Origin of the sequence: Paraburkholderia sp. A1RI_3L (assembly GCF_048957895.1) — a bacterium.
Taxonomy (GTDB): domain Bacteria; phylum Pseudomonadota; class Gammaproteobacteria; order Burkholderiales; family Burkholderiaceae; genus Paraburkholderia; species Paraburkholderia kururiensis.
The window spans coordinates 231,489-257,773 of record NZ_JARCHA010000004.1 but is presented as its reverse complement, the minus strand read 5'-3'; the positions used below and the strand labels follow the sequence as shown (position 1 = coordinate 257,773).

21 protein-coding genes and 1 pseudogene are annotated in these 26,285 nt (G+C 62.2%); 12 read left to right on the top strand and 10 right to left on the bottom strand.

Annotation, left to right across the window (positions count from 1 at the left end; translation table 11 throughout):
• Positions 1 to 169: 169 nt before the first annotated feature.
• Positions 170 to 1,354 carry a thiolase family protein gene (locus PXJ20_RS13935; protein ID WP_421031400.1) on the bottom strand — a complete coding sequence of 395 codons (1,185 nt, stop codon included), beginning with the start codon at positions 1,352 to 1,354 and terminating at the stop codon, positions 170 to 172.
• Positions 1,355 to 1,741: 387 nt separating this feature from the next.
• Between PXJ20_RS13935 and PXJ20_RS13930 the strand changes: the two genes are divergently transcribed.
• On the top strand, positions 1,742 to 2,824 hold the full coding sequence (locus PXJ20_RS13930; protein ID WP_421031401.1) for an ArsO family NAD(P)H-dependent flavin-containing monooxygenase: 1,083 nt from the start codon (positions 1,742 to 1,744) through the stop codon (positions 2,822 to 2,824).
• 132 nt (positions 2,825 to 2,956) lie between these two features.
• Positions 2,957 to 4,009 carry a GGDEF domain-containing protein gene (locus PXJ20_RS13925; RefSeq protein ID WP_421031402.1) on the top strand — a complete coding sequence of 351 codons (1,053 nt, stop codon included), beginning with the start codon at positions 2,957 to 2,959 and terminating at the stop codon, positions 4,007 to 4,009.
• A gap of 104 nt (positions 4,010 to 4,113) precedes the next feature.
• Here PXJ20_RS13925 and PXJ20_RS13920 read toward each other — a convergent pair whose 3' ends face one another.
• The gene (locus PXJ20_RS13920) at positions 4,114 to 5,085 is read right to left on the bottom strand and encodes a LysR family transcriptional regulator (RefSeq protein ID WP_026121153.1); all 972 of its coding nucleotides are present in this window, start codon (positions 5,083 to 5,085) and stop codon (positions 4,114 to 4,116) included.
• 99 nt (positions 5,086 to 5,184) lie between these two features.
• Here PXJ20_RS13920 and PXJ20_RS13915 point away from each other — a divergent pair, with 99 nt between their 5' ends.
• From PXJ20_RS13915 to PXJ20_RS13890, 6 genes are all read left to right on the top strand, one after another.
• Positions 5,185 to 6,261 carry an ABC transporter ATP-binding protein gene (locus PXJ20_RS13915; protein ID WP_413213988.1) on the top strand — a complete coding sequence of 359 codons (1,077 nt, stop codon included), beginning with the start codon at positions 5,185 to 5,187 and terminating at the stop codon, positions 6,259 to 6,261.
• Between the two features lie 81 nt (positions 6,262 to 6,342).
• The gene (locus PXJ20_RS13910) at positions 6,343 to 7,053 is read left to right on the top strand and encodes an HAD-IA family hydrolase (RefSeq protein ID WP_421031403.1); all 711 of its coding nucleotides are present in this window, start codon (positions 6,343 to 6,345) and stop codon (positions 7,051 to 7,053) included.
• Positions 7,054 to 7,055: 2 nt separating this feature from the next.
• Complete coding sequence (locus PXJ20_RS13905; protein ID WP_421032613.1) at positions 7,056 to 8,390, top strand: NAD(P)/FAD-dependent oxidoreductase; 1,335 nt, start codon at positions 7,056 to 7,058, stop codon at positions 8,388 to 8,390.
• Between the two features lie 38 nt (positions 8,391 to 8,428).
• Positions 8,429 to 9,298, top strand: coding sequence for an ABC transporter permease (locus PXJ20_RS13900; protein WP_421031404.1), 870 nt, complete (start codon positions 8,429 to 8,431; stop codon positions 9,296 to 9,298).
• Positions 9,295 to 10,098, top strand: a complete 804-nt coding sequence (locus PXJ20_RS13895; RefSeq protein WP_017773327.1) for an ABC transporter permease — start codon at positions 9,295 to 9,297, stop codon at positions 10,096 to 10,098. Before PXJ20_RS13900 ends, PXJ20_RS13895 begins: the two co-directional genes overlap by 4 nt.
• Entirely contained in the window at positions 10,095 to 11,522 is a 1,428-nt protein-coding gene (locus PXJ20_RS13890; RefSeq protein ID WP_421031405.1) for an aldehyde dehydrogenase family protein, read from the top strand. Before PXJ20_RS13895 ends, PXJ20_RS13890 begins: the two co-directional genes overlap by 4 nt.
• Before the next feature lie 37 nt (positions 11,523 to 11,559).
• Here the strand turns inward: PXJ20_RS13890 and PXJ20_RS13885 are convergent, their stop codons facing one another.
• Positions 11,560 to 13,245 (bottom strand): GMC family oxidoreductase, encoded by a 1,686-nt coding sequence (locus tag PXJ20_RS13885; RefSeq protein WP_421031406.1) that lies wholly within the window; start codon positions 13,243 to 13,245, stop codon positions 11,560 to 11,562.
• A 76-nt stretch (positions 13,246 to 13,321) separates the two neighbouring features.
• Positions 13,322 to 14,356 (bottom strand): ABC transporter substrate-binding protein, encoded by a 1,035-nt coding sequence (locus PXJ20_RS13880; RefSeq protein WP_421031407.1) that lies wholly within the window; start codon positions 14,354 to 14,356, stop codon positions 13,322 to 13,324.
• 593 nt (positions 14,357 to 14,949) lie between these two features.
• Here PXJ20_RS13880 and PXJ20_RS13875 point away from each other — a divergent pair.
• On the top strand, positions 14,950 to 15,981 hold the full coding sequence (locus tag PXJ20_RS13875) for a phosphotransferase enzyme family protein (RefSeq protein ID WP_421031408.1): 1,032 nt from the start codon (positions 14,950 to 14,952) through the stop codon (positions 15,979 to 15,981).
• A 38-nt stretch (positions 15,982 to 16,019) separates the two neighbouring features.
• Here the strand turns inward: PXJ20_RS13875 and PXJ20_RS13870 are convergent, their stop codons facing one another.
• The 5 genes from PXJ20_RS13870 to PXJ20_RS13850 form a co-directional block, all read right to left on the bottom strand.
• Positions 16,020 to 16,547 carry a cupin domain-containing protein gene (locus PXJ20_RS13870; RefSeq protein ID WP_413213983.1) on the bottom strand — a complete coding sequence of 176 codons (528 nt, stop codon included), beginning with the start codon at positions 16,545 to 16,547 and terminating at the stop codon, positions 16,020 to 16,022.
• Between the two features lie 37 nt (positions 16,548 to 16,584).
• Complete coding sequence (locus PXJ20_RS13865) at positions 16,585 to 18,627, bottom strand: ABC transporter permease subunit (protein ID WP_421031409.1); 2,043 nt, start codon at positions 18,625 to 18,627, stop codon at positions 16,585 to 16,587.
• Entirely contained in the window at positions 18,624 to 20,168 is a 1,545-nt protein-coding gene (locus PXJ20_RS13860) for a sugar ABC transporter ATP-binding protein (protein ID WP_421031410.1), read from the bottom strand. Before PXJ20_RS13860 ends, PXJ20_RS13865 begins: the two co-directional genes overlap by 4 nt.
• A gap of 61 nt (positions 20,169 to 20,229) precedes the next feature.
• Positions 20,230 to 21,348 carry a sugar ABC transporter substrate-binding protein gene (locus tag PXJ20_RS13855; protein WP_421031411.1) on the bottom strand — a complete coding sequence of 373 codons (1,119 nt, stop codon included), beginning with the start codon at positions 21,346 to 21,348 and terminating at the stop codon, positions 20,230 to 20,232.
• Between the two features lie 267 nt (positions 21,349 to 21,615).
• The gene (locus PXJ20_RS13850; protein WP_017773318.1) at positions 21,616 to 22,581 is read right to left on the bottom strand and encodes an AraC family transcriptional regulator; all 966 of its coding nucleotides are present in this window, start codon (positions 22,579 to 22,581) and stop codon (positions 21,616 to 21,618) included.
• Positions 22,582 to 22,751: 170 nt separating this feature from the next.
• On the opposite strand from PXJ20_RS13850, the pseudogene PXJ20_RS13845 reads away from it, so the two are divergent.
• From PXJ20_RS13845 to PXJ20_RS13835, 3 genes and pseudogenes are all read left to right on the top strand, one after another.
• Positions 22,752 to 23,303 (top strand): annotated as a pseudogene (locus PXJ20_RS13845) (3-hydroxyacyl-CoA dehydrogenase family protein); the annotation flags it as partial.
• Between the two features lie 12 nt (positions 23,304 to 23,315).
• A complete protein-coding gene (locus tag PXJ20_RS13840; RefSeq protein WP_421057426.1) occupies positions 23,316 to 23,687 on the top strand; it encodes a 3-hydroxyacyl-CoA dehydrogenase family protein in 372 nt (123 codons plus the stop codon).
• A gap of 70 nt (positions 23,688 to 23,757) precedes the next feature.
• Positions 23,758 to 25,101 (top strand): MFS transporter, encoded by a 1,344-nt coding sequence (locus tag PXJ20_RS13835; protein WP_421031412.1) that lies wholly within the window; start codon positions 23,758 to 23,760, stop codon positions 25,099 to 25,101.
• 154 nt (positions 25,102 to 25,255) lie between these two features.
• On the opposite strand, the gene PXJ20_RS13830 is transcribed toward PXJ20_RS13835, so the two are convergent.
• Positions 25,256 to 26,248 (bottom strand): SDR family NAD(P)-dependent oxidoreductase, encoded by a 993-nt coding sequence (locus tag PXJ20_RS13830; RefSeq protein WP_277599118.1) that lies wholly within the window; start codon positions 26,246 to 26,248, stop codon positions 25,256 to 25,258.
• Between the last annotated feature and the right edge of the window lie 37 nt (positions 26,249 to 26,285).

Sequence of the window (26,285 nt, the reverse complement as noted above, 5' to 3'; positions counted from 1 at the left end):
TGAGGAGCGGTTCGCGGTTGGGGCGCGCCGGCCACCGTGCTGACGATCGTCGCGTCATTTCTACGAAGAGCGACGTAGCGGCCGGCGTAGTTGCTCTGCTGCTCGCATGCCAATGGTCGGTTCACCGCTTCAACGAATCATGGCTTGCGGGCGGAACCACTACCGGCGTTCACAGAAGTTCGAGTGCCAGCGCGATGCCCTGTCCTCCGCCAATGCACAGCGTCACGATCCCGCGCCGAGCGCCGCCACGCTGCATCTGATGCAACAGCCGCGTAGTCAGCACCGCGCCGCTAGCACCGATCGGATGTCCATGAGCAATCGCGCCACCCTCTGTATTTACAACGTCTTCCGCAAAGCCGAGCTCGCGCAGACACGCCAGCGCGATTGCCGCAAACGCCTCGTTGATTTCCACGCGATCCACGTCCGATATAGACCACCCGGCGCGTGCAATTGCCTGTCGCACCGCGGGAATCGGGCCCAGGCCGAAGAAACCGGGCTCCACGGCTGCCACGCCATAACTGACCAGCCGGGCCATGGGCGTCAGGCCATTGCGTTCGGCCCAGCCTCGCTCGGCAACGACCATTGCAGCCGCGCCGCTGTTCAGGCCAGGCGCGTTGCCTGCGGTAATCGTCCCGTCCTTGCGAAAGGCCGGTTTGAGCCTGGCAAGCGACTCGGCGCTGGTATCCGGCCGATTGTGCTCGTCGCGGACAAACACCGTTGGCCCTTTGCGACCCGGCACCTCCAGCGGCACGATTTCTGCGTCGAAGAGCCCGGCAGCCTGCGCCTGCGCGAAGCGTTGCTGCGAACGCAACGCCCAACGATCCTGGTCCTCGCGAGAGATGCCGCACTTCGCCACAAGGTCTTCTGTGTGCCAGCCTGAATGCTGACCGCTAAAGGCGTCGTTGAGCCCATCGAGCAGCATGCTGTCGAACAACGTCACGTCGCCCATCCTGGCCCCCCAGCGCCCTTGCGGCAGCAGGTAGGGACTGCGATCCATGTTTTCCATACCACCGGCGAGCGCGCATTCGATCATGCCGGCCCAGATTTCGGTGGCCGCGCTGGCGATGGCCTGCGCGCCCGACCCACAGACACGGTTGACCGTCAGCGCCGGAACGCCGACCGGCAATCCCCCGGCGATGCCCGCCTGTCGCCCCGGATTCATTTTCACGCCGGCCTGAATCACATTGCCCATGACGAGCGAATGGACCTTGTCGGCAGCCAATCCAGCGCGCCGGAGACTTTCGCGGATAACGGCAGCGCCAAGCGTTGGCGCCGCCACGTCCTTGAGTGCCCCGCCGTAGGTGCCGATCGCCGTGCGTACAGGGCTGCACAGGACCACTTCAACGTTGCTCATGACCTTGCTCCTCAAAGGAATGCCGCGGAATCAGGTAATACGGAAGATCGTGCCGGCCAATGCAGTTCCGGTGCGAGGGTGTCGAGGACCGTCCCGCATCGCTTCAGGTTCAGGTTCAGACGAAGCCACAGGTTTGTGCGGGGCACGGGTCGCTCGTGCGGTCCCGTTTGTACATTAGACGGTTTTCCATGATGGCGAGGGCCGTCCGATCCTTCTTGACGTGTGTCAAGACGAGTATCGTCGCCGCCCTACAAGCTGAGGCACAACAATGGTTGAGCCACATGGTCTGTGACAAAACGGAGCGACGTAGCCCGCCGACCATCGCCATGAAGCGAACCGGGCTGCGTCGCCGCCAGAATCCGGATCGGGAGATGGGGAAGAAAGCGCATGCCTGCAGACATTGATGTCGTAGTAATCGGAGGTGGCCAGGCCGGGCTTGCCACCGCCTACTTCCTGCGCCGTGCGGGACTCGACTATATCGTGCTGGACGACCAGAGCGCCCCCGGAGGCGCCTGGCGACATACCTGGGACTCACTACACCTGTTCTCGCCGGCGCAATGGAGTTCGCTGCCAGGCTGGCAGATGCCCGTATCAAACGGCACGTACCCGTCGCGCGACGAGGTCATCGCCTATCTGGCGCGATATGAGGATCGTTATCACATCCCTGTGCGGCGCCCGGTTCATGTCAAATCCGTTTCACGCGTCCAGGGCAGCTTGCTGGTCAGCACCGATCGAGGGGAATGGCTCGCGAGAGCAGTCGTGAGCGCGACCGGCACCTGGAGCGCGCCGTATGTCCCCGACTATCCCGGACGCGAGATCTTTCGGGGTCGCCAGATGCATTCGGCGCAGTATCGCAACGCGGACGATCTGCGCGGACAAAACGTGCTGGTGGTGGGCGGCGGCAATTCGGGCGCGCAAATCCTGGCGGAGGTATCGACAGTCTGCAACGCTATGTGGGTGACGTTGCATGACCCCGTTTTTCTTCCCGATGATGTGGATGGCCGGGTCTTGTTCGAACGCGCGACAGCCAAATGGCAGGCTCTTCGCGATGGGCACACGATGACGGCGCCGGTAGGTGGTTTGGGCGATATCGTCATGGTGCCGCCTGTACGGGACGCGCGCGCGCGAGGCGTTCTGCACCCAATGCGTCCGTTCAGCCACTTCGATGCGGACGGCGTCGTGTGGAGCGACGGCACGCATTCCCGCGTCGATGTCGTGATCTGGTGCACGGGGTTCCGCCCCGCGCTCAAACATCTTGACCCGCTACAGATCTGCGATGCCAACGGATTGCCGAGGACAGACGGGACGCGCGCCAGAGGCGATGAGCGCCTGTGGCTGGTTGGCTACGGCGAATGGTGCGGCGCTGCCTCGGCTACGCTCGTCGGTGTCATGCGTAGCGCAAGGGAAGCGGCGCAGAGCATAGCGCAATATCTCATTGCCATAGGGCCGCGAAGCGCATCATCACCGTAGCCGGCAGGGTCCTCCGAAACCAGCGTCGAACCGGGCGAGCTCCTTCGATCTTGTCGATCGATCTTCCAAGTCGCGTTCAAGACCCTACCGTTAGCGGCCGATAATGCACTTACGCGTTATGGGACGATCACGATGAGCCACGAAGACAAAGATCCGGCCGGCGGTTCCCTTCAGGCCGCATTCCTGCGCCACGAGGCGAGCCTTGCACCGCCCGGGCGCCAGCCCGGCGAGGACAACCCCGCCGTTTACCGCACACTGCTCGAATCCACCCGGGCAATTCCCTGGAAGATCGATTGGGCGACGATGCAGTTCGCCTATATCGGCCCGCAGATCGAAGCGCTGCTCGGCTATGCGCCCTCCACCTGGAAAACGGTCGAGGACTGGGCCGCGCGCATGCATCCGGACGACCGCGAGTCCGTGGTGAATTTTTGCGTCGCGCAGTCGCAGGCAGGCGCCGACCACGAAGCAGACTATCGCGCACTGACCGCCGACGGCGGCTACGTGTGGATCCGCGACGTTGTCCACGTTGTGCGCAAAGAGAACGGCGACGTCGACGCGCTGATCGGCTTCATGTTCGACATCAGCGAGCGCAAGCGCACCGAGGAACGGCTCGCGCAGCTCCAGCGCGAACTGGAACGCCTGTCGCTCGCCGACAGCCTGACGGGCGTGGGCAACCGTCGCATGTTCGACACGGTCATCGCGCGCGAATGGGCGAGCGCGGCGGCATCGGGCAAGCCGCTTTCGCTCGTGATGGTCGACATCGATTTCTTCAAGTCGTACAACGATTATTACGGTCACCTGCAGGGCGACGAATGTCTGAAGCGCATTGCGCGCGTGCTCGGCGAGGCTGCCGGGCCGAACGCGTTCGTGGGCCGCTTCGGCGGCGAGGAGTTCGTGCTCGTGCTCGCGGAAACCGACGCAGATGAGGCCGTACGCGTCGCAGAGCGTTGCCGCGCGCTGATCGCGGATGAAGCCATCGCGCATCTGCGCTCGCCGCATAGTCAGCGGGTCACGGCGAGCTTCGGAGTAGGCACCGTTGTGCCGAACGAAGGCATCGACGTCACGGCTTTCATCAATCTGACGGATGCGCAGCTCTATCAGGCCAAGGATCAGGGCCGCAACCGCATTTCGGCGGTGGACCGGGCAGGTATCGGCGGCGAAGGATTCAAGCTGCAGTCGCGCTGACACTTTGATAGTGCGAGGATCGTTCCGGCATAGGGGCGCTTCATGGGAGTCAGCTTCCCGAATTGTCGCGCGGCTCTTTCGTTGTCGAGTTTATGTTCTTACCGTTACCCCTGGCGCCCCAACCCCGCGCGCACCGCTGCCGCCAACCCGAGTTCCGGATAAGCGGCATCGACTGCCTCGATGTCCGCGCGCGTCTCGGCAATGAGCCAGTCACGCACCTCGGCGACGATCGGGCGCGGGGGCCGGCCCGGCGCCCATGAAAGACAACAGATCCGATCGGTCACCACCAGTTCGCTCTCGGCCGGCACGAGCGCCCGCTGTGCGAGCCAGTGCATCACCACGTTGACCCAGCCGAGCGCGATTCCCTGGCCGAGCAGTGCCGCCTGCACGACGATCGCATAGTCGTTGAAGCTCAACACGCCGGCCGCGTGGCGCGTCTTGTTCTTGAATGCCGCGAAACGCGCGTGCCAGCCGCGCTCCTCGTCGTCCATCACGATCACCGTGTCGCCGTGCGCGCGCCATTCGTCGGTACACGCAAGTTCCTGATAGCGCGGATTGCAAACGGGCAACAGGACTTCCGGCATCACCGGCACGCTGTTCTCGAGCATTTCGCCCTCCTGCACGAAACGCATTCCGAGATCGACGTCGCCGAGCGGCCCGCCGATCCGGCCGGAAATCAGCTGGAAGCGCAGGTCGACCGACGGAAACGCCTGATTGAGCCGGCTCATCCGCGGCATCAGCCAGTGTGTCGTGAATGCGGTCGACACCGACAGCGTGACGGGCTCGACGCCCGTCGCGCGCGCCTCGATTTCGCGGATCGCGTCTTCGATGCCGTTCAATCCCTCGGAAATCTTGCGATACAGAATCCGGCCGTTCTCGGTGAGTTCGATGCCGCCGTGCACGCGCTCGAAGAGACGCACGCCGAGATGATCTTCCATGCGCGAGAGCATCCGGCTGACGGCCGGCTGGCTGACGTACAACTCCTGCGCCGCGCGCGTGAAGTTGCCGCAGCGCGCGGCCGCCTCGAACACGAAAAGCGCGTTAGCGCTGGGAAGTTTTCTGCGTAGGCTGGGCATGACCTGATGTTATGCCTAATCCAACAATTCGGGAATTGCAGCCAAAAAGATCGGCGCCTATATTTTTGATCACTGAGGCAGCCGAGCGGGAACCCAACAATGGATGCACGAGCCAGGGCGGGCGTATCGATTCGATCCGCAGCAAAGCGTTATGGGCCTGTCGTGGCGCTCGACGACGTGTCGCTCGACGTATCGCAGGGCGAATTCGTCTCACTCCTCGGCCCGTCCGGTTCAGGCAAGACGACGCTGCTCGGCATTCTCGGCGGCTTTGTGCAACCGAGTGCCGGCAGCGTCTGGGTTGGCGAGCGAGACATTACATTCGCGCCGCCGCACAAGCGCAACATCGGCATGGTGTTCCAGAGCTACGCGCTCTTTCCTCATATGACGGTTGGCGAAAACGTCGCTTTTCCGCTGCGCGCACGCCGCGAGCCCAGGTCGGGCTGGGCCCGCAAAGTGGCCGACGCGCTCGCGATGGTCGAACTTCGCGGCTATGAACACCGGCGGATCAGCGAATTGTCGGGCGGGCAGCGGCAGCGCGTGGCGCTCGCCCGCGCGATGGTGTTTGAGCCGCAACTGATCTTGATGGACGAGCCGCTCTCCGCGCTCGACAAGCAATTGCGCGAGACGATGCAAATCGAGCTGCGGCGCCTGCATCGCCGGCTCGGCGCGACGATCATCTATGTGACGCACGACCAGCGGGAAGCGCTGACGATGAGCGATCGGGTCGCGGTATTGAAAGACGGCCAGCTCGTCCAGGTCGATACGCCCGAGCACCTCTATGACCGCCCCTGCAACGCCTTCGTCGCGAGCTTCATCGGCGAGGCCACGCTGCTGGCCGTCGTGCGCGTGGGCGACGATGCGGTGAGTCTCGGCGACACCGTGCTGCGTACGGCCTACCCGCTTCCGCGCGCCGAGCGGCTGCTGCTCGCGGTGCAGACCGAAAAGCTCGTGATCGACGCGGGCGATGCGCCGCCCGACGCGAACCGGCTCACCGCACGCGTGACGGAGGTGCTGTACCAGGGCGAGAGCCTGCGCGTATTTGCGTCGCTCGCCGACGGCACGATAGTGAGCCTGCGCCAGCCCGGCAATCACGAGGCGCGGCAGCGCGTGCCGCCAGCCGGCGCTTCCATACGTGTCGCGATTTCGCCGTCCGACACGATCGTCGTACCGGCATGACGGGCGCGCGACGCCCGGCCCTGCCCTTCTCTTCCCGGCCAATTCTTCCCGGCCAATCGCAACGCAATCAAGGATGAACTCATGAAGCTCACCGATTTCAAGGTGCTGACATTCGACGTCGTCGGCACACTCATCGACTTCGAGCGAGGCGTGCTCGCATCGGTGCGCCGCATCGGCGGCAGCGCCACGAAAGATCTGACCGACGAGCAGATCTTCGAGCCGTACATGCGCGGCCGTGCCGCATTCCCCGGCCGGTCGAGCCACGAAATGGCGAGCGTGTACCTGTCGCTCGCGAAGGAGCTGGGTTTGCCGGACGATGCGCAGTCGGCCGCCGCGTTCCAGCGTGACGTGCTCGAGTGGCCCGCGTTCGTCGATTCGGTCGAAGCGCTCAGGCGGCTGCGCAAGCATTTTCGCCTCGTCGCGATGACGAATGCAGACCGCGTGGCGCTGTCCTCGTACGCGCATACGCTGGGCGATCCGTTCGACGATTCGGTCTGCTGCGACGAGACCGGTGTCGCCAAACCGGACCCGCAGTTCTTCGCCTACAACCGCGGGCGTCAGGCGGCGTTCGGCTACAAGTTCCGCGAGATTCTCCATACGGCGCAGAGCCAATACCATGACATCGGCATTGCGACGCAACTGGGCTACGCGACTTGCTGGATCGAGCGCCGTCGTGGACAGAACGGCTTCGGCGCGACACCGGTGCCCGAGCAGGTGACGACGCCGACGTTCTGCTTTCCGACGCTCGCCGCGCTGGCGGATGCCGTCGAAGCCGAGCTCGCCGTGGCCTGATGATGCTCGCGCCGCTCGCCTGCACTTCGCCGCCGCCCGATTCGCTCTGGCGCCACCTCGCCGCGCGCGCCGGTACGCTCGACGCCCCGGTCGGCAGCGGGCCGCTCGCGCGCGATCTGCACACCGACGTTGCCGTGATCGGCGCGGGCTATTCGGGCCTCGCCGCAGCCCATGCGTTGGAAAAGCGCGGTGTGCCGTGCGTGGTGCTCGACGCCAACCCGGTGGGGTGGGGCGCGAGCGGGCGCAACGGCGGCGTGGTGTCGTCCAAGTTCCGGCTGTCGTTTCCTGCGATTGCAGCAAGGCACGGTCTCGACGTCGCGAAGCGGATGCACCGGCTCGCGCACGACAGCGTGCGCGTGGTCGAATCGCTCGTCGACGAGTTTGCCATGACGCGCGCCGCATTCGAACACAGCGGCAGCCTGCGCTGCGCGCATACCGAGCGCGCGCTCGCCGCTTGTATTGCCGAGGCGGACTGGGTGCGCACGGAGCTCGGCGACCGCTCGATGTCGGCGTTGACCCGCGGTGAGGTCGAAGCGGAATCGGGATCTGCGGGATTCGTCGGCGGGGTGTTGAGCGCGGACGCCGGGACCATCCTGCCGCTCGAATACGTCCTCGGCATCGCGCGCGGCCTTGCAGCGCGCGGTGTGCCGATCCACGAATCGACGCCCGTGGTGGCAATCGAGCGTGTGTCAGGCGCCCCAGGCGTCATCGTGCGCACGCCGGCTGCGACGGTACGTGCAAAGCAGTTGATCGTCGCGACGAACGCCTACTCCGGCCTTACGTCGGCAACGGCCGCCTACCAGCGCGAGCTGGTGCCGTTTCGCAGCGCGATGATCGCGACCGAGCGGCTGCCGGCCGGGCTCGACGCGAAACTCATGACCGCGCGCCGCAGCTACACGGAAACGCGCCGGATGATGAAATGGTTTCGCCGCGCCGATGGGCGCATGCTGTTCGGCGGACGCGATGCGTTCGGCAAGGAAGGACAGCAAACGGGCTTCGAGGCGCTGCGCCGCGCGATGGTCGCCCTGTTTCCCGACCTGGCCGGCCTGCGCATCGAGTTCCAGTGGTCGGGCTATGTCGGCATGACCTTCAACGCGCTGCCGCACGTCGGCCGCAGCGACGACGCCACGGTGTTCTGTCTCGGCTACAACGGCGCAGGCGTCGCGATGGCGAGCCTTGTCGGCCAGCAGGCGGCCGCGCTCGCGCTGGGCGAGACGCCCGATCTCGCGCTGCTGGCGCAAGAGGGGCTGCGGCCCGTCCCGTTCCATTCGCTGCGCGCGCCGGGCGTCAGGCTCGTCGCTGCGTGGTATCAGTTTCTCGATGCCATGGGGGCATGATGACGGCTGCCAGAGGAATCGTTTCCGGGTGCGACACGATGAGGCCGAGCGAGACAGATGCGGCGATGCGCCACCAGCGGCGCGAAGACCGCACGATGTTGCTGCTGATGGCGCCTGCATTGGCGATCGTCGTCATTTTGCTGGTCGTGCCGCTCGCGTGGCTGTCGTGGCAATCGATCCGTCACGATGGCGGTTTCACGCTCGCGAATTACCGGCGCGTTTTCAGCGGTACTTACCTCGATACCTTCCTGCTCACCTTCAAGCTGAGCGCGATCGTCACCGGGGTAACGCTGCTGCTCGGCTATCCGGTTGCCTATCTCGCGGCATCGGTGCGCCCAAGGCTCGCCACACTGATCCTCGGCATGGTGATTCTGCCGTTCTGGACGAGCGTGCTCGTGCGCACGTATGCATGGCTCGTGCTGCTGCAGCGCACGGGCATCGTCAACAAGGGGCTCATTGCAGCGGGCCTCATCGATCAACCGCTGCAGCTTGCCTACAACCAGTTCGGCACCATCATCGCGATGGTCCACATCCTCCTGCCGTTCATGGTGTTGCCGCTCTACTCGGCAATGCAGAAGATTCCCTGGAGCTTGTCGCAAGCAGCCGCCAGCCTCGGCGCGTCGCCGACCCATGCGTTCCTGCGCGTGTTTCTGCCTCTGTCGATGGGCGGCGTCGTTGCGGGCGTCACGCTCGTGTTCGTGCTCTGCCTCGGCTTTTACATCACGCCCGAGTTGATGGGCGGCGGCAAGTCGATCATGGTCTCCATGGTCGTGAGCCGTAACGTCGAGATCTACAACAGCTGGGGCGCGGCGAGTTCCGTAAGCGTGGTGCTGCTGGTCTGCGTGTTTGCGATCTTCTATGCCGCGAGCCGTGTGATTCCGCTCGACAAGACCCTGGGGGCGAAATGAAGCCGAATCCGCTCGCGCGCGGCCTGCTCGTCGCATCGGTCGCGCTGATCCTTGCGTTTCTGATGATTCCGGTGCTGATCGTCGTACCGCTGTCGTTTTCCGATACGCGCTTCATGACGTTCCCGCCGCCTGCGTTGTCGCTGCGATGGTATGAGGCGTTCTTCGGCAATCCCGACTGGCTCGCCGCGGCACGCACCACGCTCATCGCATCGTCGTGCGCGACTGCGATCGCAACACCCGTCGGCGTGGCCGCGGCGTATGCGATCGAGCATGGCGCACATCCCCTGATTCGCCGGCTCCGAACGGTATTGATGCTGCCGCTGATGGTGCCGATCATCATCGTCGCCGTGGGCGTGTTCTTCGTCTATGCGCAGCTGGACTACGTGAATACGCTCGGCGGATTGATTCTCGCCGACACGATGCTCGGGTTGCCGTATGTCGTGATTTCTGTCGGTGCGGACCTGCGCTCCTTCGACCATGCTCAGGAGATGGCCGCGCGCAGCCTCGGAATGAACCGGCTGCGCAGCTTTCTGGCCGTGACGCTGCCGCAGATTCGTTCGAGCGTGATCTCCGGAGCCGTATTCGTGTTCATTCAGGCGCTCGACGAAACGGTCGTTGCGCTCTTCATCTCCGGTGGTCCGAACCAGACGCTGACGCGCCGGATGTTCGTCACGCTGCGCGACGAGATCGATCCGACGATTGCGGCGATCAGCACCCTGCTCACGGCGCTCACGTTGGCCCTGGTGCTCATGATGGTGATCAGCCGCCGCGGCGGCATGGCGGAGGCAGCACGCGTATGAAGAACGCCTTGAAGTTTTATATCGACGGCGCCTGGCGCACGCCTGCCGGCAATACCCGGCTGCCCGTGATCGACCCGTGCACCGAAACACCGTTCGCGGAAGTCGCCCTCGGCGACCCACGCGACGTCGATCGCGCCGTGGCCGCCGCGAAGCGCGCATTCGCAACATTCTCGCTGACCGATCCCGCGGAGCGCATTGCGCTCGCACGCCGGATTCTCGACGTCTATCTCACGCGCAGCGACGAGATTGCCGACACGATCTCGCGTGAGATCGGCGCACCTCGCCAGCTCGCACGCAACTGGCAAGCCGCGCTCGGCCGCCGGCACCTGGAGGAACTGCTGCACACCTGCGAAACGTTCGCGTGGCAGCGCAGCAAGGGCACGACGCTCGTGCGTTACGAGCCGGTGGGGGTTGTCGCGCTGATCACGCCATGGAACTGGCCCATCAACCAGATCGTCTGCAAGGTCGCGCCCGCGCTCGTGGCGGGCTGCACGATGGTGCTCAAACCGAGCGAGATATCGCCGCTGAACGCGGTGCTCTTCGCCGAAGTGCTCGACGAGGCAGGTGTGCCGGCCGGGGTCTTCAATCTCGTGCATGGCGATGGCCCGACGGTCGGCGCGGCGTTGTGCGCCCATCCGGACGTCGACATGGTGTCGTTCACCGGTTCGACGCGCGCGGGGGTACAAATTGCGACGCTCTCGGCACCGACCGTCAAGCGCGTGCATCAAGAGCTTGGCGGCAAGTCCGCGAACCTGCTGCTCGACGATGCCGATTTCGAAACGGCGGTGACGAAGGGGGTCAACAGCTGCTTCAACAACAGCGGGCAATCGTGTAACGCGCCCACACGCATGCTGGTGCCGGCCTCGCGCCACGACGAGGCGGTGGAGATCGCGCGGCGCGCCGCGGCCGCGCATCGTGTCGGCCCCGCCGACGCGCCGGAAACGACGATGGGCCCCGTCGTCAGCGACGTGCAGTTCGAGCGCGTGCAACGGCTGATTGCGGTGGGTATCGAGGAAGGCGCGACGCTCGTCGCGGGCGGGCTCGGCCGGCCCGCGGGGCTCGAGCGCGGCTACTACGTGCAGCCGACCGTGTTCGCGCACGTGCGGCCCGATATGACGATCGCGCGCGAAGAGATCTTCGGCCCCGTTCTGTCGATCCTGCCTTACCGCGACGAGGAAGACGCCATCTCCATCGCGAACGACAGCCCGTATGGGCTCGCCGCGTACGTGCAGTCGCGCGACCTCGACCGTGCGCGCCGCGTCGCGTTCAGGCTGCGTGCGGGAAGCGTTCACCTGAACTACCCCGCGTGGGATCCGGGTGCGCCGTTCGGCGGCTACCGGCAGTCCGGAAACGGACGCGAATATGGCGAGTGGGGGCTCGAAGCGTTTCTCGAAGTGAAGGGCGTGGTCGGATACGGCGCCTGATACGCCCGCGCGCCGTCGACCGCAGCGCGCCCCCCCGCTATTCGCCCTGGCGCCCTCGCAGCATATCGGCGATCCGCTCCGCGATCATGATTGTCGGCACGTTCGTATTCGCGCAGGGGATCGAAGGCATCAGCGATGCATCGCACACCGTCAGTCCCTCGACATCGAAAACCGAGCCGTCCGGTGCCGTCACCGCGAGCGGGTCGTGAGCGGTGCCCATTCGGCAGGTGCCCGACGGATGCCATGTTCCACCGACCGATTGCATGACGAACGCAGTCAGCGCCGCGTCGTCGGCAAGCAGCGTATCGAGCGAGACGCCTTGCGTGATGATGTGCTCGATCAGCGTGCCACGTAGCGGCCCGGCGCTGTCGAGCAGCGCGCTCAGCAGGCCGCGCTGCATCGCGTTCCACTTGCCGGGCCGCGCGATCGACGCAACGCGGGGCGAGTAGCTCGACGGAAAGATGGGCCCGAGCGCGCTCGCGAACATCGGGTCGGCAAGCGTATGTGCGCCGAAGCGTACAGCGCCTTTGAGCCGTTCGAGGTCACGCGGGTCCGACAGCATCGAGAACTCGACAAGCGGTTCTTCCTCGGCATGCGCGGAGGCGAGCCGCACGCGGCCGCGCGAGTACGACTTGTTGACCCAGAAGAACATCGTGCCGAGCCGATATCCGATCGAATGCCAGCCCGAGCGTGACAGAATCGCGCCATGCATGTCGCCTGCAGGTGTGCCTGGCAGCCCTGACGAGTAGCGGATGATGGCCTGCTCATGGTGCTCGTCGGGAAACGGCGTGCGCATTTCCCGCGGCAGGAACGCCGATACCGCAATGGACGGGTGCTCCATCAGATTTCGGCCAACGCCATCACGGGCGACGACGACGCCGATGCCGGATGCGGCGAGCTCGTCGGCAGGGCCGATCCCGCTGCGCATGAGAAGTGCCGGACTGTGGATCGCGCCCATGCAGACGATGATCCGTCGCGCACGCAACGTATTGAACGCACCATCGGCGAAGCGCACGTCAGCGCCGATTGCACGGCGGCCTTCGAATCTCACACGCTCGACGAGCGTATCGGTACACACCGTCAGATTGGGACGCGCCCGGACGGTCGCGTCGAGATAGCAGATCGACGTGGGAATACGTTCCCCTGCCGCACTGACCGCAAAGGCGCCCACGTAGGCGCCATCTTCCCACGGGCCGTTCTGATCGATACGCAGCGGATGACCGTGCCGCGCAAGCGCGCCGAGCACGCCGCGCACGAATGGCGACAGGCGATCGGCGCTCGCGCGGCGGATGCGCAGCGGGCCATTGGTGCCGTGAAGCGGTCCATCCAGGTCGCAGTCGGTTTCGAGCTTGCGGAAATAAGGCAGACACTGTGCCCAGGTCCAACCCGTTGCGCCGAGCGCGTCCCATTCGTCATAGTCGGCGGGCGCGCCGCGGTTGGCCATCAGCGCATTGATCGCCGAGCCGCCGCCGAGCACACGCGCCTGCTCGTAGCGCCGCCGCGCGGCCGGCGCGCTCATGCGCGCCTGCAAACGCTGCCAGATATTGCGTGTGTCCAGATAGGCTCGCCCCGGATATCGGCTGCGGATATCGGCCGGCATCGACGCCTGGGTGAGATCACGGCCGGCTTCGACGAGGCAGACAGTCTTGCCGGCCTCTTCGGTAAGCCGTGCGGCAAGCACGCAGCCGGCCGAGCCGCCCCCGAGAATGAGGTAGTCGTACACAGTGGGCGAGTGATCGATGCGCAGCGAAGGGCTTGTACGGGCCGCTCGTGCCGGCGGCGCGCGATGAGCCGCTGCGTTACTGCTGCATGAACTTGAGCCAGCGTGCCTTCGCCTGAATGCCGGCTTCGGACGCCCACCATTCCTCGGACATCAGCGCCTGCCTGCTCGCATTCTCGGGCGAACTCGGCAACTCGCTCGCGCGCTTCGCCGAGATCTTGCCGGTCTTGTACGCAGCCGGGTTGCCGGGACCATAGTCGATGTAGGTCGGCAGGTTGGCCTGAAGATCGGGCGATACGGCTGTGTCGACAAAGCGCACGGCGTTTGCGAGATTCGGCGCGTTCTTGAGAATGCACAGCTGCGTGTTCTGAAGAATGCCGTCGTTATAGGTGAAGGTGATGTCCGGATTGTCTTTCGCGACCGCGCTCGCGCGACCGTTCCAGATCATTTCCATATCCACTTCCCCGTCGTGCAGCAACTGCGCAGACTGGCCGCCGGAAGTCCACCACACGGCAATATCGGGTTTGATTTGCGCGAGTTTTCTGAACGCACGATCGACGTCGAGCGGATAGAGCTTGTCGCGCGGTACGCCATCGGCGAGCAGTGCGGCCTCGAGCACCGTTTGAGGATCATTGCGCAGGGCGCGCGTGCCCGGGAAACCCTTCACGTTCCAGAAGTCCGCCCAGCTTTGCGGCACCTTCTTCACAGTCTTCTTGTTGTAGCCGATCACGGTCGAGTAGAACTCGTACGCGACCGAGTATGGCGTGCGGTACTTCTCCGGCACGGCGGCGGCGTTCGGCATCTTCGAGAAGTCGAGTTTCTCGAGCAACCCTTCGTGGCCCCCGCGCAGGCAGTTCGATGTCGGCGTATCGACGACGTCCCAGATCGGCTTGCCCGCCGAGCCCTGTGCCTTGATCTGCGGCCATGCGTCCGGAATGCTGTCTTGCTTGATCGTAATGCCGAGCTGTTTTGCCGCCGGATCGAGAATCGCCTTCGTCTGCGCTTCCTGGTAAGCACCGCCTTGCGACACGAATGTTATTTCGCCGGCGGCAAATGCGGGCGCGCAGACGAGCGCAAGTGTTATGGCGACCGGGTTCAGGCTCTTCGGTTTCATCACGGCTCTTCCTCGACTCGATTGAGAGAACAATGTTGCCCCGGGAGGGAACACCGCCGTATCGGCGCGACCGCGCGGGCGGTCACGCTCATAGGGTGCTTCGACTATAGTGAGCCAATTTCGCGGGTACAACGCCGAAATTGTTGGAGCCGGCATGACTTGATGTAATGCCGGCCTCGACGCTGTTGGCAGCGCCATCCCTCTTCGCCGACATTTGCGTTTTGTGCTTTCCGGCCTCGGCCGGATCCTGTCCAGCAGCGAATTTATTTCGTGCGTTCGCTACGCCGTTTGCGAGCGTCTTGAAGAGATACGTCGGGATAGGCGCGAGGAGCCAGCAACTTTTCCTTGCCCCCCGGAACGGAGGAAGCCAACGGATCGGTCAGGAAGTATCGGAACAGAGAATTGTCGGGAGACCGCCCGACAACGTTTCCGGCGATGCAGCCGGAACAGTGTGCCGTTACCCATAATCCGTCCGCAAAATAAAGCATAAGCTGTCCGCGGATGTGCGCCGTCTCATGGCTGTTTGCGTGCGAGTCAAGCGTTACTGACGGTGCTACGTTTTGCTTCACGTTCCCCCTTCGTTCAATATGCCCATGAACCAATCTGTGGATTCGCCCCAGCTGCGGGCGGTGAGGTCAGTAATTGAAGCTGACAGCATCGCCGAGGCCGTCGAAAGCCGATACGCGGTAGGGCAGATTGATAGTTGCCTGTTTTTGCGTCGCGGGTTCAACGACGTCTACGAACTCCAGCTTGCAGATGGCGAGCGAAGAATCGCGAGGCTTGCAGCACTAAGGGCTCGCGGTGAAGGTAATGCGGACTTCGAGCTATCGTTGCTCGAACATCTGAAGGCAGAGGGGGTTGCAGTTACCGCCGCGCACAGGACACGGGATGGTGCCCTGTCGACAGACGTGCCCGCGCCTGAAGGCGTTCGTACACTCGCAGTCTTTGACTATCTTGACGGCAAGCATCTTGGCGATGACCTGGATGATGTCCGGCTGACTGGTGCCGAACTGGCACGCATCCACGACGGGGCCAAGACGTATGCCGGTCCTGAAAGTCGCTATGTGCTTGACATCGCTCATCTACTGCTTCGACCGCTATCCCGCATAAAGGCACTCAGGCATCTGGACGACGAGGTAAAGGGAAAACTAACCGAGATAGCGACAGCGCTAGAGGACAGGTTCTCCACCACCGAAGCGTCGCTATCGCGCGTCATATGCCATGGGGACTGTCACGGCGGCAATACTATGATTCGCATTGGCGGCGATGGCAGCCGACGTGCGGCGTTCTTCGACTTCGATGACAGCGGGCCCGGTTATCTCGCCTATGACCTTTCGGTCTTCCTCTGGGGCAATCTGCTGGCCACGCATCGCGAAGAGCCCGACGAAAAATCACGTGCAAGGTGGCTCGCCTTCATTGACGGCTACAGGTCAATAGCACCTATACCGGAAGCAGACTACCGTGCAGTGGCGACTTTTATTCCGGTGCGAATGATGTGGTTGTTGGGCGAATACGCCGGCAACGCGGGCGCCGGCGCAGTGGGCGTCCAGAACCTCCCCAACGTGTGGTTTCGGGACATTGCCACCCTGATGGAGAAGTGGCAGGGGCTGACCACGCCGGAGTGATGCACCTCTCTGAACGCACACTCGCTAAAGTGAGGTGCTTAAACGCCTTTGGCGTCAACGAGCACCGCCATCAGGAGCGCTTCTTCGGTGCCGCGATTCACCCAGGCATGGTTAGTACCACGCTGAATCACAACATCGAATGGCTTGAGGTCGTGTTCGGTCTTGTCGAGGACCAGCGTAATCTGGCCGGACAACAGGATGATGTAATCGGTCGTCGAAGTCATATGCATCCCCGGGTCGCGACTCGTATCCGGTTGGCAATGGGACGCGCCAATGTTGCGGAACAGGTCGCTCCACGCTTTCAACCTTTCTTCTCGTGAGAGGTGTTCAGTCGAAGACTGCGGTGGAATCTGGAAGTAACGGAAAACGGTCCCGTTGGCCACCGGTTCCAGCGTCTTCGACTTTGCGCCAGCGTCGTCGATGGTCTTATGGTCGTGAGGTGCGGGACCGGTCGTCCAAAGCTCTGTCAACGTACCGATGATATTCGTTGCTATCTCATCCTTCAGCGCGTACGAGCATCCTTCTGCGTCGTTGTGGGTGACGATGCGGCGAACGGGAACTAACATGGGATGTCTCCTTTGAAATATGTCGCGGCCATCAGGGTCAGGACGGGCGCTTTTCGCGCATGGCGACAACGGCTGCGAGCACAACGGCGCCGTACACGATACTTCTTGCCGCTGAGGGCAACGTGGAACTCGAAAGCAATGTTGAGAGCGATGTCAGCATCAAGGCGCCGCCAAACATACCGGCGTAGTTTCCGCGCCCCCCAGTCATGAGCGTCCCACCAACGACCACAACAGCTATCGAGGTCAAGAGATATGGGTCTCCCATATCGTTGAATGCCTGTCCGGTGAATCCACTCAACATCACTCCAACGAGTGCACTGCAAAGCCCACTCAGGGCATACGTCGACACGAGGACACCCTTTACGGGAACCCCGGAGAATTCGGAAGCGACGGGATTGCTTCCCACTGCGAACAGGCGTCGACCATACACGGTCGAATGCAGCAGGATATACGCCGCAAACACGAATGCGATGAGCGCAAATATGACCGGTGTAACGCCGAGGAGCCGTCCTGTCATGAGCCATTGGACAGCAGGTGGCGCGAAGCCCGTAGGCGAGCCATTCGTATAAACGAGTGCGGCGCCTTGCAGGATGCCGTTCATGGCCAACGTCATGATGAGGGGCGAAATACGCAGGAACGCCACACCTATACCGTTCGCCACTCCAATCAACGCACCCAGGCATAGGACCAGCGGAATAGCCCAGATACCGGCAGCATTGGCCCCATTCGCGAGTCCGGTCAAGACGACACCAGCCAGGGTAATCGTAAAGGGAACAGACAGGTCGAGGCCACCGCCAAGTACGACTGCGCCTTGGCCCAACGCGAGTACAGCGAGGAACGAAGACAGCACGAGCATCGACTGAAGGTACGCGCCGACACCAATGCCAGCATTTAGCGACAGGGTCAGCACGACGAGGAGCACCAGACCCGCGAAGGACGGGAGGCAGGTACGCAAGGTCTCCGCGCTGTAACGCAGGCGGTCTCGTAGGGACACGTCCGGCAGGGCTTCGCCCTTCGATTCGACGCGCGCCGATTTGATTTTTGATGATGTTTTCTGTTTCGCGGTTGAACGCATAAGCCCGCGCAAGCTCAGTGAACGAAGAACGTTGCCTGCATCAGTCGAGCCGAGGACAGCGAGTATGAGGATGAAGCCTTCGACGATTGTGCTGTAGTAGGTCGATACGTTGAGAACAAGCAGCATGTTCGCAATCAGCGTGACCGAGAACGCACCAACGACCGTGCCAAGGCAGCCTCCGCGGCCACCGCCGAGCGGTGTCCCGCCCAGCACAACAGCGACGAAAACTGGCAACAGCATCCCTGCTCCAGCGAGCGGGTCACCACCTCCGGTTTGTGCCGAGAAGAAGACACCGGATGCACCATAGAAGCAGCCTGCAATGACATACACCCAGAACTTTACAGAACGTGTTGAAACCGCTTTGAGATAGGCAGCCGACTCATCGCTACCGACGGCATAGATTGCGGTCCCAAGTCGCATGTTCTTGAGTACCAGCCATGCAAGAAGCCCCATGGCAATAACAACAAGAGGCATAGGCACGCGGCCACCGAAAGCGTCACCTGCGAGCGCGGCGGAGAAATCCTGCGGAACCGTTCCTCCCGGCTGTTTCATCACAAGCAGTGTGATGCCCTGGGCCATGAACATGGTCGCCAGCGTGACGACCACAGGCTGCAGTCTGATGTAGGCGATAAAGAAACCATTAACGGCACCCACCAGACCACACGCTGCGATAGCGATGCACGACCAGAGGACGTAAGACTCCACGGACACACCCACGTGTGTCACAAAAAGGCAGTTGCCAAGCGATATGGCTGCGCCTGCGGAAAGGTCGAGGCCACCGCTGATGATGACGATGGTTTCGCCGATTGCGGCAAGCGCGAGACTCGCCGTACTCGACGCTGTTGAACTCAGGTCGCTATAGCCAAAAGGCTGCGCAAGGCTGAGTGCGAGTACAGCAAAAACAATCGCGAGAACAGCGACTGCAACCAGAAGACCGCGGTGCCGTCCCAGACGAACCGGCCACAACCGGCGCCTGTGGCTTTGCCTTGCGAGGGTAGACATCATGTTTGCCCCTTCACGACTCGCTGGCCCACGGCCAGTTTGCTTCCGAGCATTGCTGTCGTAATCTCATGCTCCGAGGCAACCCGCCCGTCCATTTCGGCTACAACGCGCCCGGCGTACATGACCAGAATGCGGTCGCAAAGATTGACGGCCTCCGGAATCTCCGTGGAATGCAGCAGGATGGCTCCGCCGGATTCCAAGTAGCTACGCATCACTTGATAGATTTCGAATTTCGCGCCGACGTCGACGCCGCGCGTTGGGTCGAAGAGAAGCAATACCCGACTTTCAGCGAGTAACCACTTGGCAATGACGAACTTCTGCTGATTGCCACCACTAAAAGATGCCGCGGGTTCAAAGAGGCCGCGCATATCCCCGTTCACGCGCTTGAGGGCGCGCGAAACCGCCAGTGTCTCGGCAGCCCGTTCTACCTTTCCCCAACGCGAGAATTGCGAAATTGTGGGCAGCGAGATGTTTGTGCGGCCCGACAGGTTGAGAGCCAGTCCTTCGGTCTTACGTTCTTCCGGGACGAGGCTTAGGCCTATGTGCGCGTTAATCGCATCGCGAGGCGATTTCACGCTAACGGTCTTGCCGTCAATTTCTATTGTTCCAGTCGTGGCACGCGCGAGACCAAAGAGCGCCTTGAAGAGCTCAAGCTGCCCCATGCCTTGCAGGGCGACGATGCCCACGCATTCGCCTGGCCGGATTTCAAACGACACGTCGTGAAGCCGGTTGCCAGAACCCAGATTTTTGACCCCCAGGCGAGGTTGCATCGACGCGTCTGGAAGCGGGAGGCGCTCCGGGAACGCCGAGCCGAGTGTTCGCCCCATGATGAGGCGGAAGACTTCGTCATCGGCAATTTCATCGGACTTGAATGTCCCAATACACGTTCCGTTGCGTAGTATCGAAAGCTCTGCGCAGAACTCCCGGACCTCGGGCATGCGGTGGGTGATGAGCACAACGGTGATTCCCTTCAAACGGCAGTCCGCAATCCGTTTGCCGAGCCACACGACGTCCTGACTGGTGAGAGCGGACGTCGGCTCGTCAAGCAGAAGGACTTTCGGCTTACGCGATATGGCATACGCAATCTCCAACTTTTGACGTACGCTCAGGTCCAGTTCCTTGACCAGTGAGTGAGGGTCGATGTCGCCGAGACCGAATTCCTCGAGAATCTCTAGCGCCAACCTGATGCACGCTCCTGTTCGTCTCAATCCGAAGCGGGTTGGCTCCGTCGGCATCAGCATGTTCTGCGCTACGCTGAGATGAGGAATCTGGGAGAGTTCCTGAAATGCGGTGGCAATTCCCGCAGATTGGGCGTCATCAGGCCGCAAGAAGGAAACCTGCTTTCCCATGACGTGAATCGTGCCTTCGTTTGGCCGCACGATACCGCTCAGCACCTTGATGAGCGTTGACTTTCCCGCGCCGTTTTCGCCGAGGATTGCATGCACGGCGCCCTGCTGTATCTGCAGGGATGCTCGATTGAGTGCGACGGTCGCCCCGAACCTCTTCGTGACACCGTCGATGGCGATTGCATACGTGCTGCTCATCTGAAGCTCCGTCCGGCTATCGGACCGCAGCGCCCGGCGCAACGACCGGGCGCCCGGGCCATCACTTCGGTTCTGGCTCGCCCTTAAGTGCCGCAGCAAGACCAATCTCCGGGGTGTCCGGGCTATAGATATTCGCGAACCAGCCCGGCGGGACGAGCGACGGGTCAAAAGTGTTGCAGCCATCCCGCATCTCGGCCCACGAACCGGTCTTGCACAGCTTCACGGTATCGGGCGTCACAACGGCGAGCGGCATCATCGTTATCCGGGATACGGACTGTCCCGCGAGCACCTTCAAAGCGAGCTTGAGCGCGAGGGCGCCTGCGGCCGGATGGCTTTCGATGGAGATGCCAGGTGCGCCAGCCGGCGCGTAGTCGCCTTTTCCGCTCGTCTGCGTACCTGCCTTGAGCATGGCGACGCGCATACCATTCGTCCCTTCGGACCCGCACGGGACAAGCTTGTCCGCCGGGACGCCGGCCTCTCGCTCCATCGACCAGGAGACGTAACACGCGGCACCACCCCACACGCCGTTGACGTCGGGCCATTTGCGCGTCGACATCGTCTCCGTCAGCGCTTTGCGCGCAACTGCAGCAGACCACATGCCGTTGGGCTCGCCGACAATCTTGATGTCGGGATACTTCTTGAAGACAGCGTGCGCAGCCTCATTTCTTTCGGTATCGACGGTGGTGCCGGGCACCCCCGTAATGAAGATGAGATTGCCCTTATGGTTCATCTTGCTGGCGACCCATTCCGCGCTGTCAGTCGCGAGCTTCTTCTGGTCGGTGAACACGTTGTATGCGCACGGTTCCGTGACCTTTGAATCGTACGCGACGACCACCACGTGCTTCGCACAGGCATTGCGGATAGCGGGGTTGAGGGCGGTCGGAGAAATCGGATACACGATGATGGCGTTCGCTCCCGCTTGTACCATCGCATTGATTTGCTGAATCTGGCGCTGAACGTCGGTACCGGAAATCTGGGTTTTCAGGTCGACTTGGTCACTGTGCGCTTTGGCCATCGCGTTGACCATGTTCTGCGCTTCAGTCTGCCAGTCGTTCCCTGAATAACTCATGCTCAGGAAGACCTTGTACTTCCCGGCAGCGTGAGCGACCTGAGGGGCCGCCATTATGGCGGCCATCGCAAAAGCTGTAGCGGCGGCAACGACCGCCCGAGAGAATCGCATCTCTGTCTCCTGTCCTTTTTATCGAATCGCGCGCGCGAACCGGGAGCGTTTCCCATGCAAACGTCACGCACTTCCCTCAGCACCGGAAAGTGACCTGATAGTAAGGAGAGGTCTGCGCGCGGGCGAGGTCTTTACAGGACACGAAAACGTGCGAAAAGGACATGCCCGTATCCGAAACGCCGCCGGTCCTTATGCGGCGGGCATTTCGAGGGTAGTTAGTGCTTTCCCTATAGGGGAAACCGGCCCGGACGGTCGGAAGAGACCAGGTCAGCGATAGTCGCTGGGGACTTTGCCCGTCCAGCGCTTGAACGCGCGCCGGAAGTTGGACGTCTCGCCGAATCCGACGAGATTTGCGATGTCATCAGTGCTGAGCTTGGTCATTCGCAGGTACTCCGTAGCGAGCGAGCACCGAACATCGTCTGAAATCTGCGCGAACGTTGTGCCTTCGGCTTCCAGATGGCGACGCAACGTTCGCGGTGTCATGCTGAGCACGCTCGCCGCCTCTTCCATCGTTGGGAATTGGCCCGGCGTGCGCATCAGCAGTTGATAGATCTCGCCAGCGGTTCCGGTCGATGTCTTCGTTTGGCCAATAAGCCGGTCGCACGTCTCCTGAAGCAGCGTCGATGTCAGCCGATGGGCAAGCTGCGGGCGCTGGTCCAGAAGCGACGCAGGGTAATAGAGCTCGCACTCTGGCTGGTCGAAGTAGCACGGACACCCGAGATACTGTTCGTAGATGGCGGCGTGAGCCGGCGCCGGGAATGAAAAACAGGCTCTGGTGGCCACTGTTTCCCGGCCAGCGACATCTCGCAAGTGGGTAACGTGCTGCCCAAACTGCTGTTCGATGAGGAACTCCTTCAGTTCCCGCGAAGGGCCCGTGATGAAAGCGTCCGGAAACACCCAGACTGCCGCATCGGCATCCTCGCGCCACTGGATAGTCAGCGTCGGCGTCGCCAGCTTGTGGTACTTCACGCCGAGATTGAAGAAGTCCCGCATCGTCTCGCTGCACATCAAGGCGTAGCCGTACATCCCGTACGCGGAAAGATGCATCCGCAATCCGACCTTGAATGGCGTTGCAGGGTCCCTGGAGAGGTTGACCGCATTACGGCAGACACCAAGGTACTGGCGCACCGAGGTGAGGCGGTCTGGATTGTGGATTTCATCGACGCCGAGGCCGCTTCCGCGAAGACATTCTTCTGCCGGAATCCCCTGTTCGCCCAGGACCTCCACCAGCATTTCAATTTTATAGGGAGCGTAAATGCGCTCGTTCAGCAACGGCAGTCTCGCTGACACATCGGTCCTCCGTGTCCCATTTGGATACAATGTTGTCCGATAACGACCTTACTGCGCAAGCCCCCTCTGCATAGTATCGACTCCAGAACTGCAGTTCGAGCCATCGTGGCTGCAGACACATATTGGAGACAGTCGTGCAGAGGAAATCGAAAGTGGCGGTCGTCGGCGCCGGCCTGATGGGTCACGGCATCGCTCAGGTATTTGCTGCGGCAGGTCACGATACGACCATAACCGACACAAGCCACGATGTACTGCAGGCAGCGCGCCACCACATCAGGAACAATCTCGACCAGATGGGAATCGAGCCGGGTCCCGTGCTCGAGAGAATCCGTTTGTGTCGCGACCTCGCCGAATCGGTTTCAGACGCCGACTTCGTCATTGAAGCGGCCCCGGAACGCGTTGCACTGAAACAGAAGCTCTTTGCGGATATCGCCGAAGCTGCACCGGAGTCCGCGGTTCTGGCGAGCAATACGTCTGTTATCCCCATCACAGCAATTGGTGAGAACCTCGACGAGCAGGCACGCTGTCGTCTCGTGGGTACGCACTGGTGGAATCCCGCGCACCTCGTTCCGCTCGTTGAAGTCATCCGCACCCGCTTCACTTCCGGCGTCGTCTTTGAGGACACCTTCAATATTCTTGCCGCGGTCGGTAAGTGTCCGGTCAAGGTTCACAAGGACGTGCCAGGGTTCATCGGCAACCGGCTCCAACACGCCCTATGGCGTGAGGCCATCTCGCTTGTGCACCGCGGTGTGTGCGATGCAGAAACCATCGACACCGTCGTCAAGCTGAGCTTCGGCATGCGCCTGCCGGTGCTCGGGCCGATGGAGAACGCAGACCTCGTGGGGCTCGAACTTGCACGCAGCGTCCACGAAATCATTTTCCCGGACCTGGACTGCGCAAGCGAGCCGTCTCCCTTGCTGAATGAGCTTGTCAGCGCCGGGCATCTGGGAATGCGCACCGGAAAAGGATTGCGCAACTGGACTCCTGAGCAGGCCGACGAGGTCCGCAGAAGACTGGCGCTTCATCTCATTGCGGCCAACAACCGCTAGTTCGCCTCGAAGCGATACCCGGCCTGTTTCTGGACACTGCCTGCACAAAGACAAAGGCAACGGAGACAACATGTCCATCTCATCCAACGCTGACAAAGGCGCTTATACCCCGGCGCGTGGCGACGCTGTGGAGGAAGACCACGTCTATCGCAAGATTGCCCTGCGCGTGATGCCGCTCCTCTTCCTCGCGTATTTGCTCGCGTTTCTCGACCGAATCAACGTCGGCTACGCGCAATTGCAGATGAAGGCGGACCTTGGCTTCACTGATGCCGTGTACGGTCTCGGTGCGGGCATTTTCTTCCTGGCGTATCTCCTGTTTGAAATTCCGAGCAACATGCTTCTCGAACGGGTTGGTGCAAGACTCACGCTCTTACGCATCATGATGCTTTGGGGCATAACGTCGGCAGCAATGATGTTCGTGAAGACCCCGACTCACTTCTATGTCGTGCGCGCGCTTCTCGGGCTGTTCGAGGGAGGCTTCTTTCCGGGCATCATCCTGTACCTCACTTATTGGTTCCCGCGAAGCCGGCGTGCTGCGGTTACCGGGCAGTTCATGTTTGCAGTCCCCGTTGCTGGCATCATCGGCGGTCCTATATCTGGCCTGGTAATGACCTCCATGAACGGTACGCTCGGGCTTGCTGGTTGGCAGTGGATGTTCGTTATCGAAGGACTGCCAACCATCCTGCTTGGTTTCGTCTGCTATCTCATGCTGGCAGACCGACCATCGAAGGCGCGCTGGCTGGACGACGAGGAGAAAGCCATCGTCCAGCGCGTCCTCGATACAGATGCAGACACGGCCGACAGTGCCGAACGCAATGTGTTGCTGGAACTCAGGAAGGCTGTATCCGACCCGCGTGTCTGGCTACTTGCCTTCGTGTACTTCTCAATCGCCTGCGGCAACTACGCCTTCACGTTCTGGTTGCCCACCATGATTAAGGGTCTTGGCGTCGACAACCTCGCCAAGGTCGGTCTTTACAGCGCACTGCCCTATGCGTTCGCCGGTGCGGGAGTTTTGCTCATCTCGCGCAGCTCCGACTACTTCAAGGAACGACGAATCCACGTGGGCGGATTCCTCGTGCTGTCCGCAGTGGCGTTCGCCCTGATGCCGCAGCTCCATTCGTCGCTCTCGGGGGCCTTGGCGCTCCTCTGCTTTGTCGCATTTTTCGAATTCGGCGCGAGCATCTCCTTCTGGTCCATTCCGCCGACCTATCTGAGCAAGGAAACGGTTGCAGTGGGTTTGGCGCTTGTGAGCTGCATTGGTGTCATCGGCGGTTTCGTCAGTCCGACGGTGCTCGGATTCATCAAGTCGCGAACTGGGAGCCTGACAAACGGCGTCTACTTCGTCTCGGCCATCATGACCGCCGGCGGCCTCGCCGTGATACTCGGACTGCCGAAGCGCGCCACACGTGTGTGAACCCGGCAAGCGCAAATTGCTCCGACGAGCAAGTTCAAGAGATGAACAAGGCGCTGGACGCAAATTGCGAGTGCCGCAAGGGACGATGTACTCGAAGCCTTTCAGGGCAGCCCGCGCTCAGCCTGCCCTGATTATGGTGCGCGCAGCGCCTCCGCTACAGGGTGGGCGGGTTGAAAGACTCTCCCACCATCTCCTCGCTCTTTCGCCAAAGTGCCTCCGCGCGAACAGGGTCGAGAGCATACCGGCGAACACCTTCGCTCACGGGTGTAATCACGGCGTTGTCAGCCACAACGTCACTCACATGACAGTTTTCGCAATACCGCGCCCCAACTTCCTCCGGCGACGCTACTACGGCGGCCCAGACGGACGTGGCGGCACCTTGAGGCACGCTCTTGAATTCAAACGGAGGCTTGCCCTCGGATGCGAGCTGTCTGTTAATCGTCTCGACGAGCGCGGTGTGATGTTCTTCGCTCATGTGACGCCCGAGTTCAGTGCGGACTCCACCAGGATGCACGGCGGTAGCCCGGACGCCGCGGGCTCGATGCCTGCGGTCAAATTCGACTGCAAAGAGGATATTGGCTGTCTTGGACCGCCCATATGCTACGAACGGCTCATAGGGCGTACGCTCAAAGCCGGGGTCATCAAGGTCGACATCCGCGAACCGATGGCCTGAAGATGCGAGCATCACCACCCGGCCGCCATCCTGAAGCAGCGGCGCGAGCCGGTTAATGAAAACGAAGTGCCCAAGATGATTGGTGCCGAACTGCGTTTCGAAGCCGTCCGCGGTTTTTCCGGGCGGCGTGGCCATAACCCCTGCATTGGCGATGATGACGTCGAACGGCCGGCCATCAGCAAGCAGGGTGTTGGCACACGCTCGAACGCTACTGAGGTTTGCAAGGTCCAGTCCGGTAAGCTCCAGGCTGCCGCCAGCCGGTACTGCCTCCTGCCGTGCCTGTCTGGTTATTTCTTGTGCTTTCGCAAGGTCTCGCGCTGCGCCAACGATGTTCGCGCCATGCGCCGCGAGGGCGCGCGCAGTCTCCACACCAAGGCCGGCAGATACGCCCGTAACAAGAATCCGCTTTCCGCGAAGGTCAATCCCCGATAGCACGTCGTCGGTCGTTGATGCCGCTCCATAGCGTCTGGTCATTTCATATCTCCGTCACTGTAAGATTGCCACGACTACG

Excerpts from the sequence above, each read along its gene's own strand:
- PXJ20_RS13935 (WP_421031400.1), bottom strand. The coding sequence starts at position 1,354 with ATGAGCAACGTTGAAGTGGTCCTGTGCAGCCCTGTACGCACGGCGATC.
- PXJ20_RS13930 (WP_421031401.1), top strand. The coding sequence starts at position 1,742 with ATGCCTGCAGACATTGATGTCGTAGTAATCGGAGGTGGCCAGGCCGGG.
- PXJ20_RS13925 (WP_421031402.1), top strand. The coding sequence starts at position 2,957 with ATGAGCCACGAAGACAAAGATCCGGCCGGCGGTTCCCTTCAGGCCGCA.
- PXJ20_RS13920 (WP_026121153.1), bottom strand. The coding sequence starts at position 5,085 with ATGCCCAGCCTACGCAGAAAACTTCCCAGCGCTAACGCGCTTTTCGTG.
- PXJ20_RS13915 (WP_413213988.1), top strand. The coding sequence starts at position 5,185 with ATGGATGCACGAGCCAGGGCGGGCGTATCGATTCGATCCGCAGCAAAG.
- PXJ20_RS13910 (WP_421031403.1), top strand. The coding sequence starts at position 6,343 with ATGAAGCTCACCGATTTCAAGGTGCTGACATTCGACGTCGTCGGCACA.
- PXJ20_RS13905 (WP_421032613.1), top strand. The coding sequence starts at position 7,056 with ATGCTCGCGCCGCTCGCCTGCACTTCGCCGCCGCCCGATTCGCTCTGG.
- PXJ20_RS13900 (WP_421031404.1), top strand. The coding sequence starts at position 8,429 with ATGAGGCCGAGCGAGACAGATGCGGCGATGCGCCACCAGCGGCGCGAA.
- PXJ20_RS13895 (WP_017773327.1), top strand. The coding sequence starts at position 9,295 with ATGAAGCCGAATCCGCTCGCGCGCGGCCTGCTCGTCGCATCGGTCGCG.
- PXJ20_RS13890 (WP_421031405.1), top strand. The coding sequence starts at position 10,095 with ATGAAGAACGCCTTGAAGTTTTATATCGACGGCGCCTGGCGCACGCCT.
- PXJ20_RS13880 (WP_421031407.1), bottom strand. The coding sequence starts at position 14,356 with ATGAAACCGAAGAGCCTGAACCCGGTCGCCATAACACTTGCGCTCGTC.
- PXJ20_RS13875 (WP_421031408.1), top strand. The coding sequence starts at position 14,950 with ATGAACCAATCTGTGGATTCGCCCCAGCTGCGGGCGGTGAGGTCAGTA.
- PXJ20_RS13870 (WP_413213983.1), bottom strand. The coding sequence starts at position 16,547 with ATGTTAGTTCCCGTTCGCCGCATCGTCACCCACAACGACGCAGAAGGA.
- PXJ20_RS13865 (WP_421031409.1), bottom strand. The coding sequence starts at position 18,627 with ATGATGTCTACCCTCGCAAGGCAAAGCCACAGGCGCCGGTTGTGGCCG.
- PXJ20_RS13860 (WP_421031410.1), bottom strand. The coding sequence starts at position 20,168 with ATGAGCAGCACGTATGCAATCGCCATCGACGGTGTCACGAAGAGGTTC.
- PXJ20_RS13855 (WP_421031411.1), bottom strand. The coding sequence starts at position 21,348 with ATGCGATTCTCTCGGGCGGTCGTTGCCGCCGCTACAGCTTTTGCGATG.
- PXJ20_RS13850 (WP_017773318.1), bottom strand. The coding sequence starts at position 22,581 with ATGCTGGTGGAGGTCCTGGGCGAACAGGGGATTCCGGCAGAAGAATGT.
- PXJ20_RS13835 (WP_421031412.1), top strand. The coding sequence starts at position 23,758 with ATGTCCATCTCATCCAACGCTGACAAAGGCGCTTATACCCCGGCGCGT.
- PXJ20_RS13830 (WP_277599118.1), bottom strand. The coding sequence starts at position 26,248 with ATGACCAGACGCTATGGAGCGGCATCAACGACCGACGACGTGCTATCG.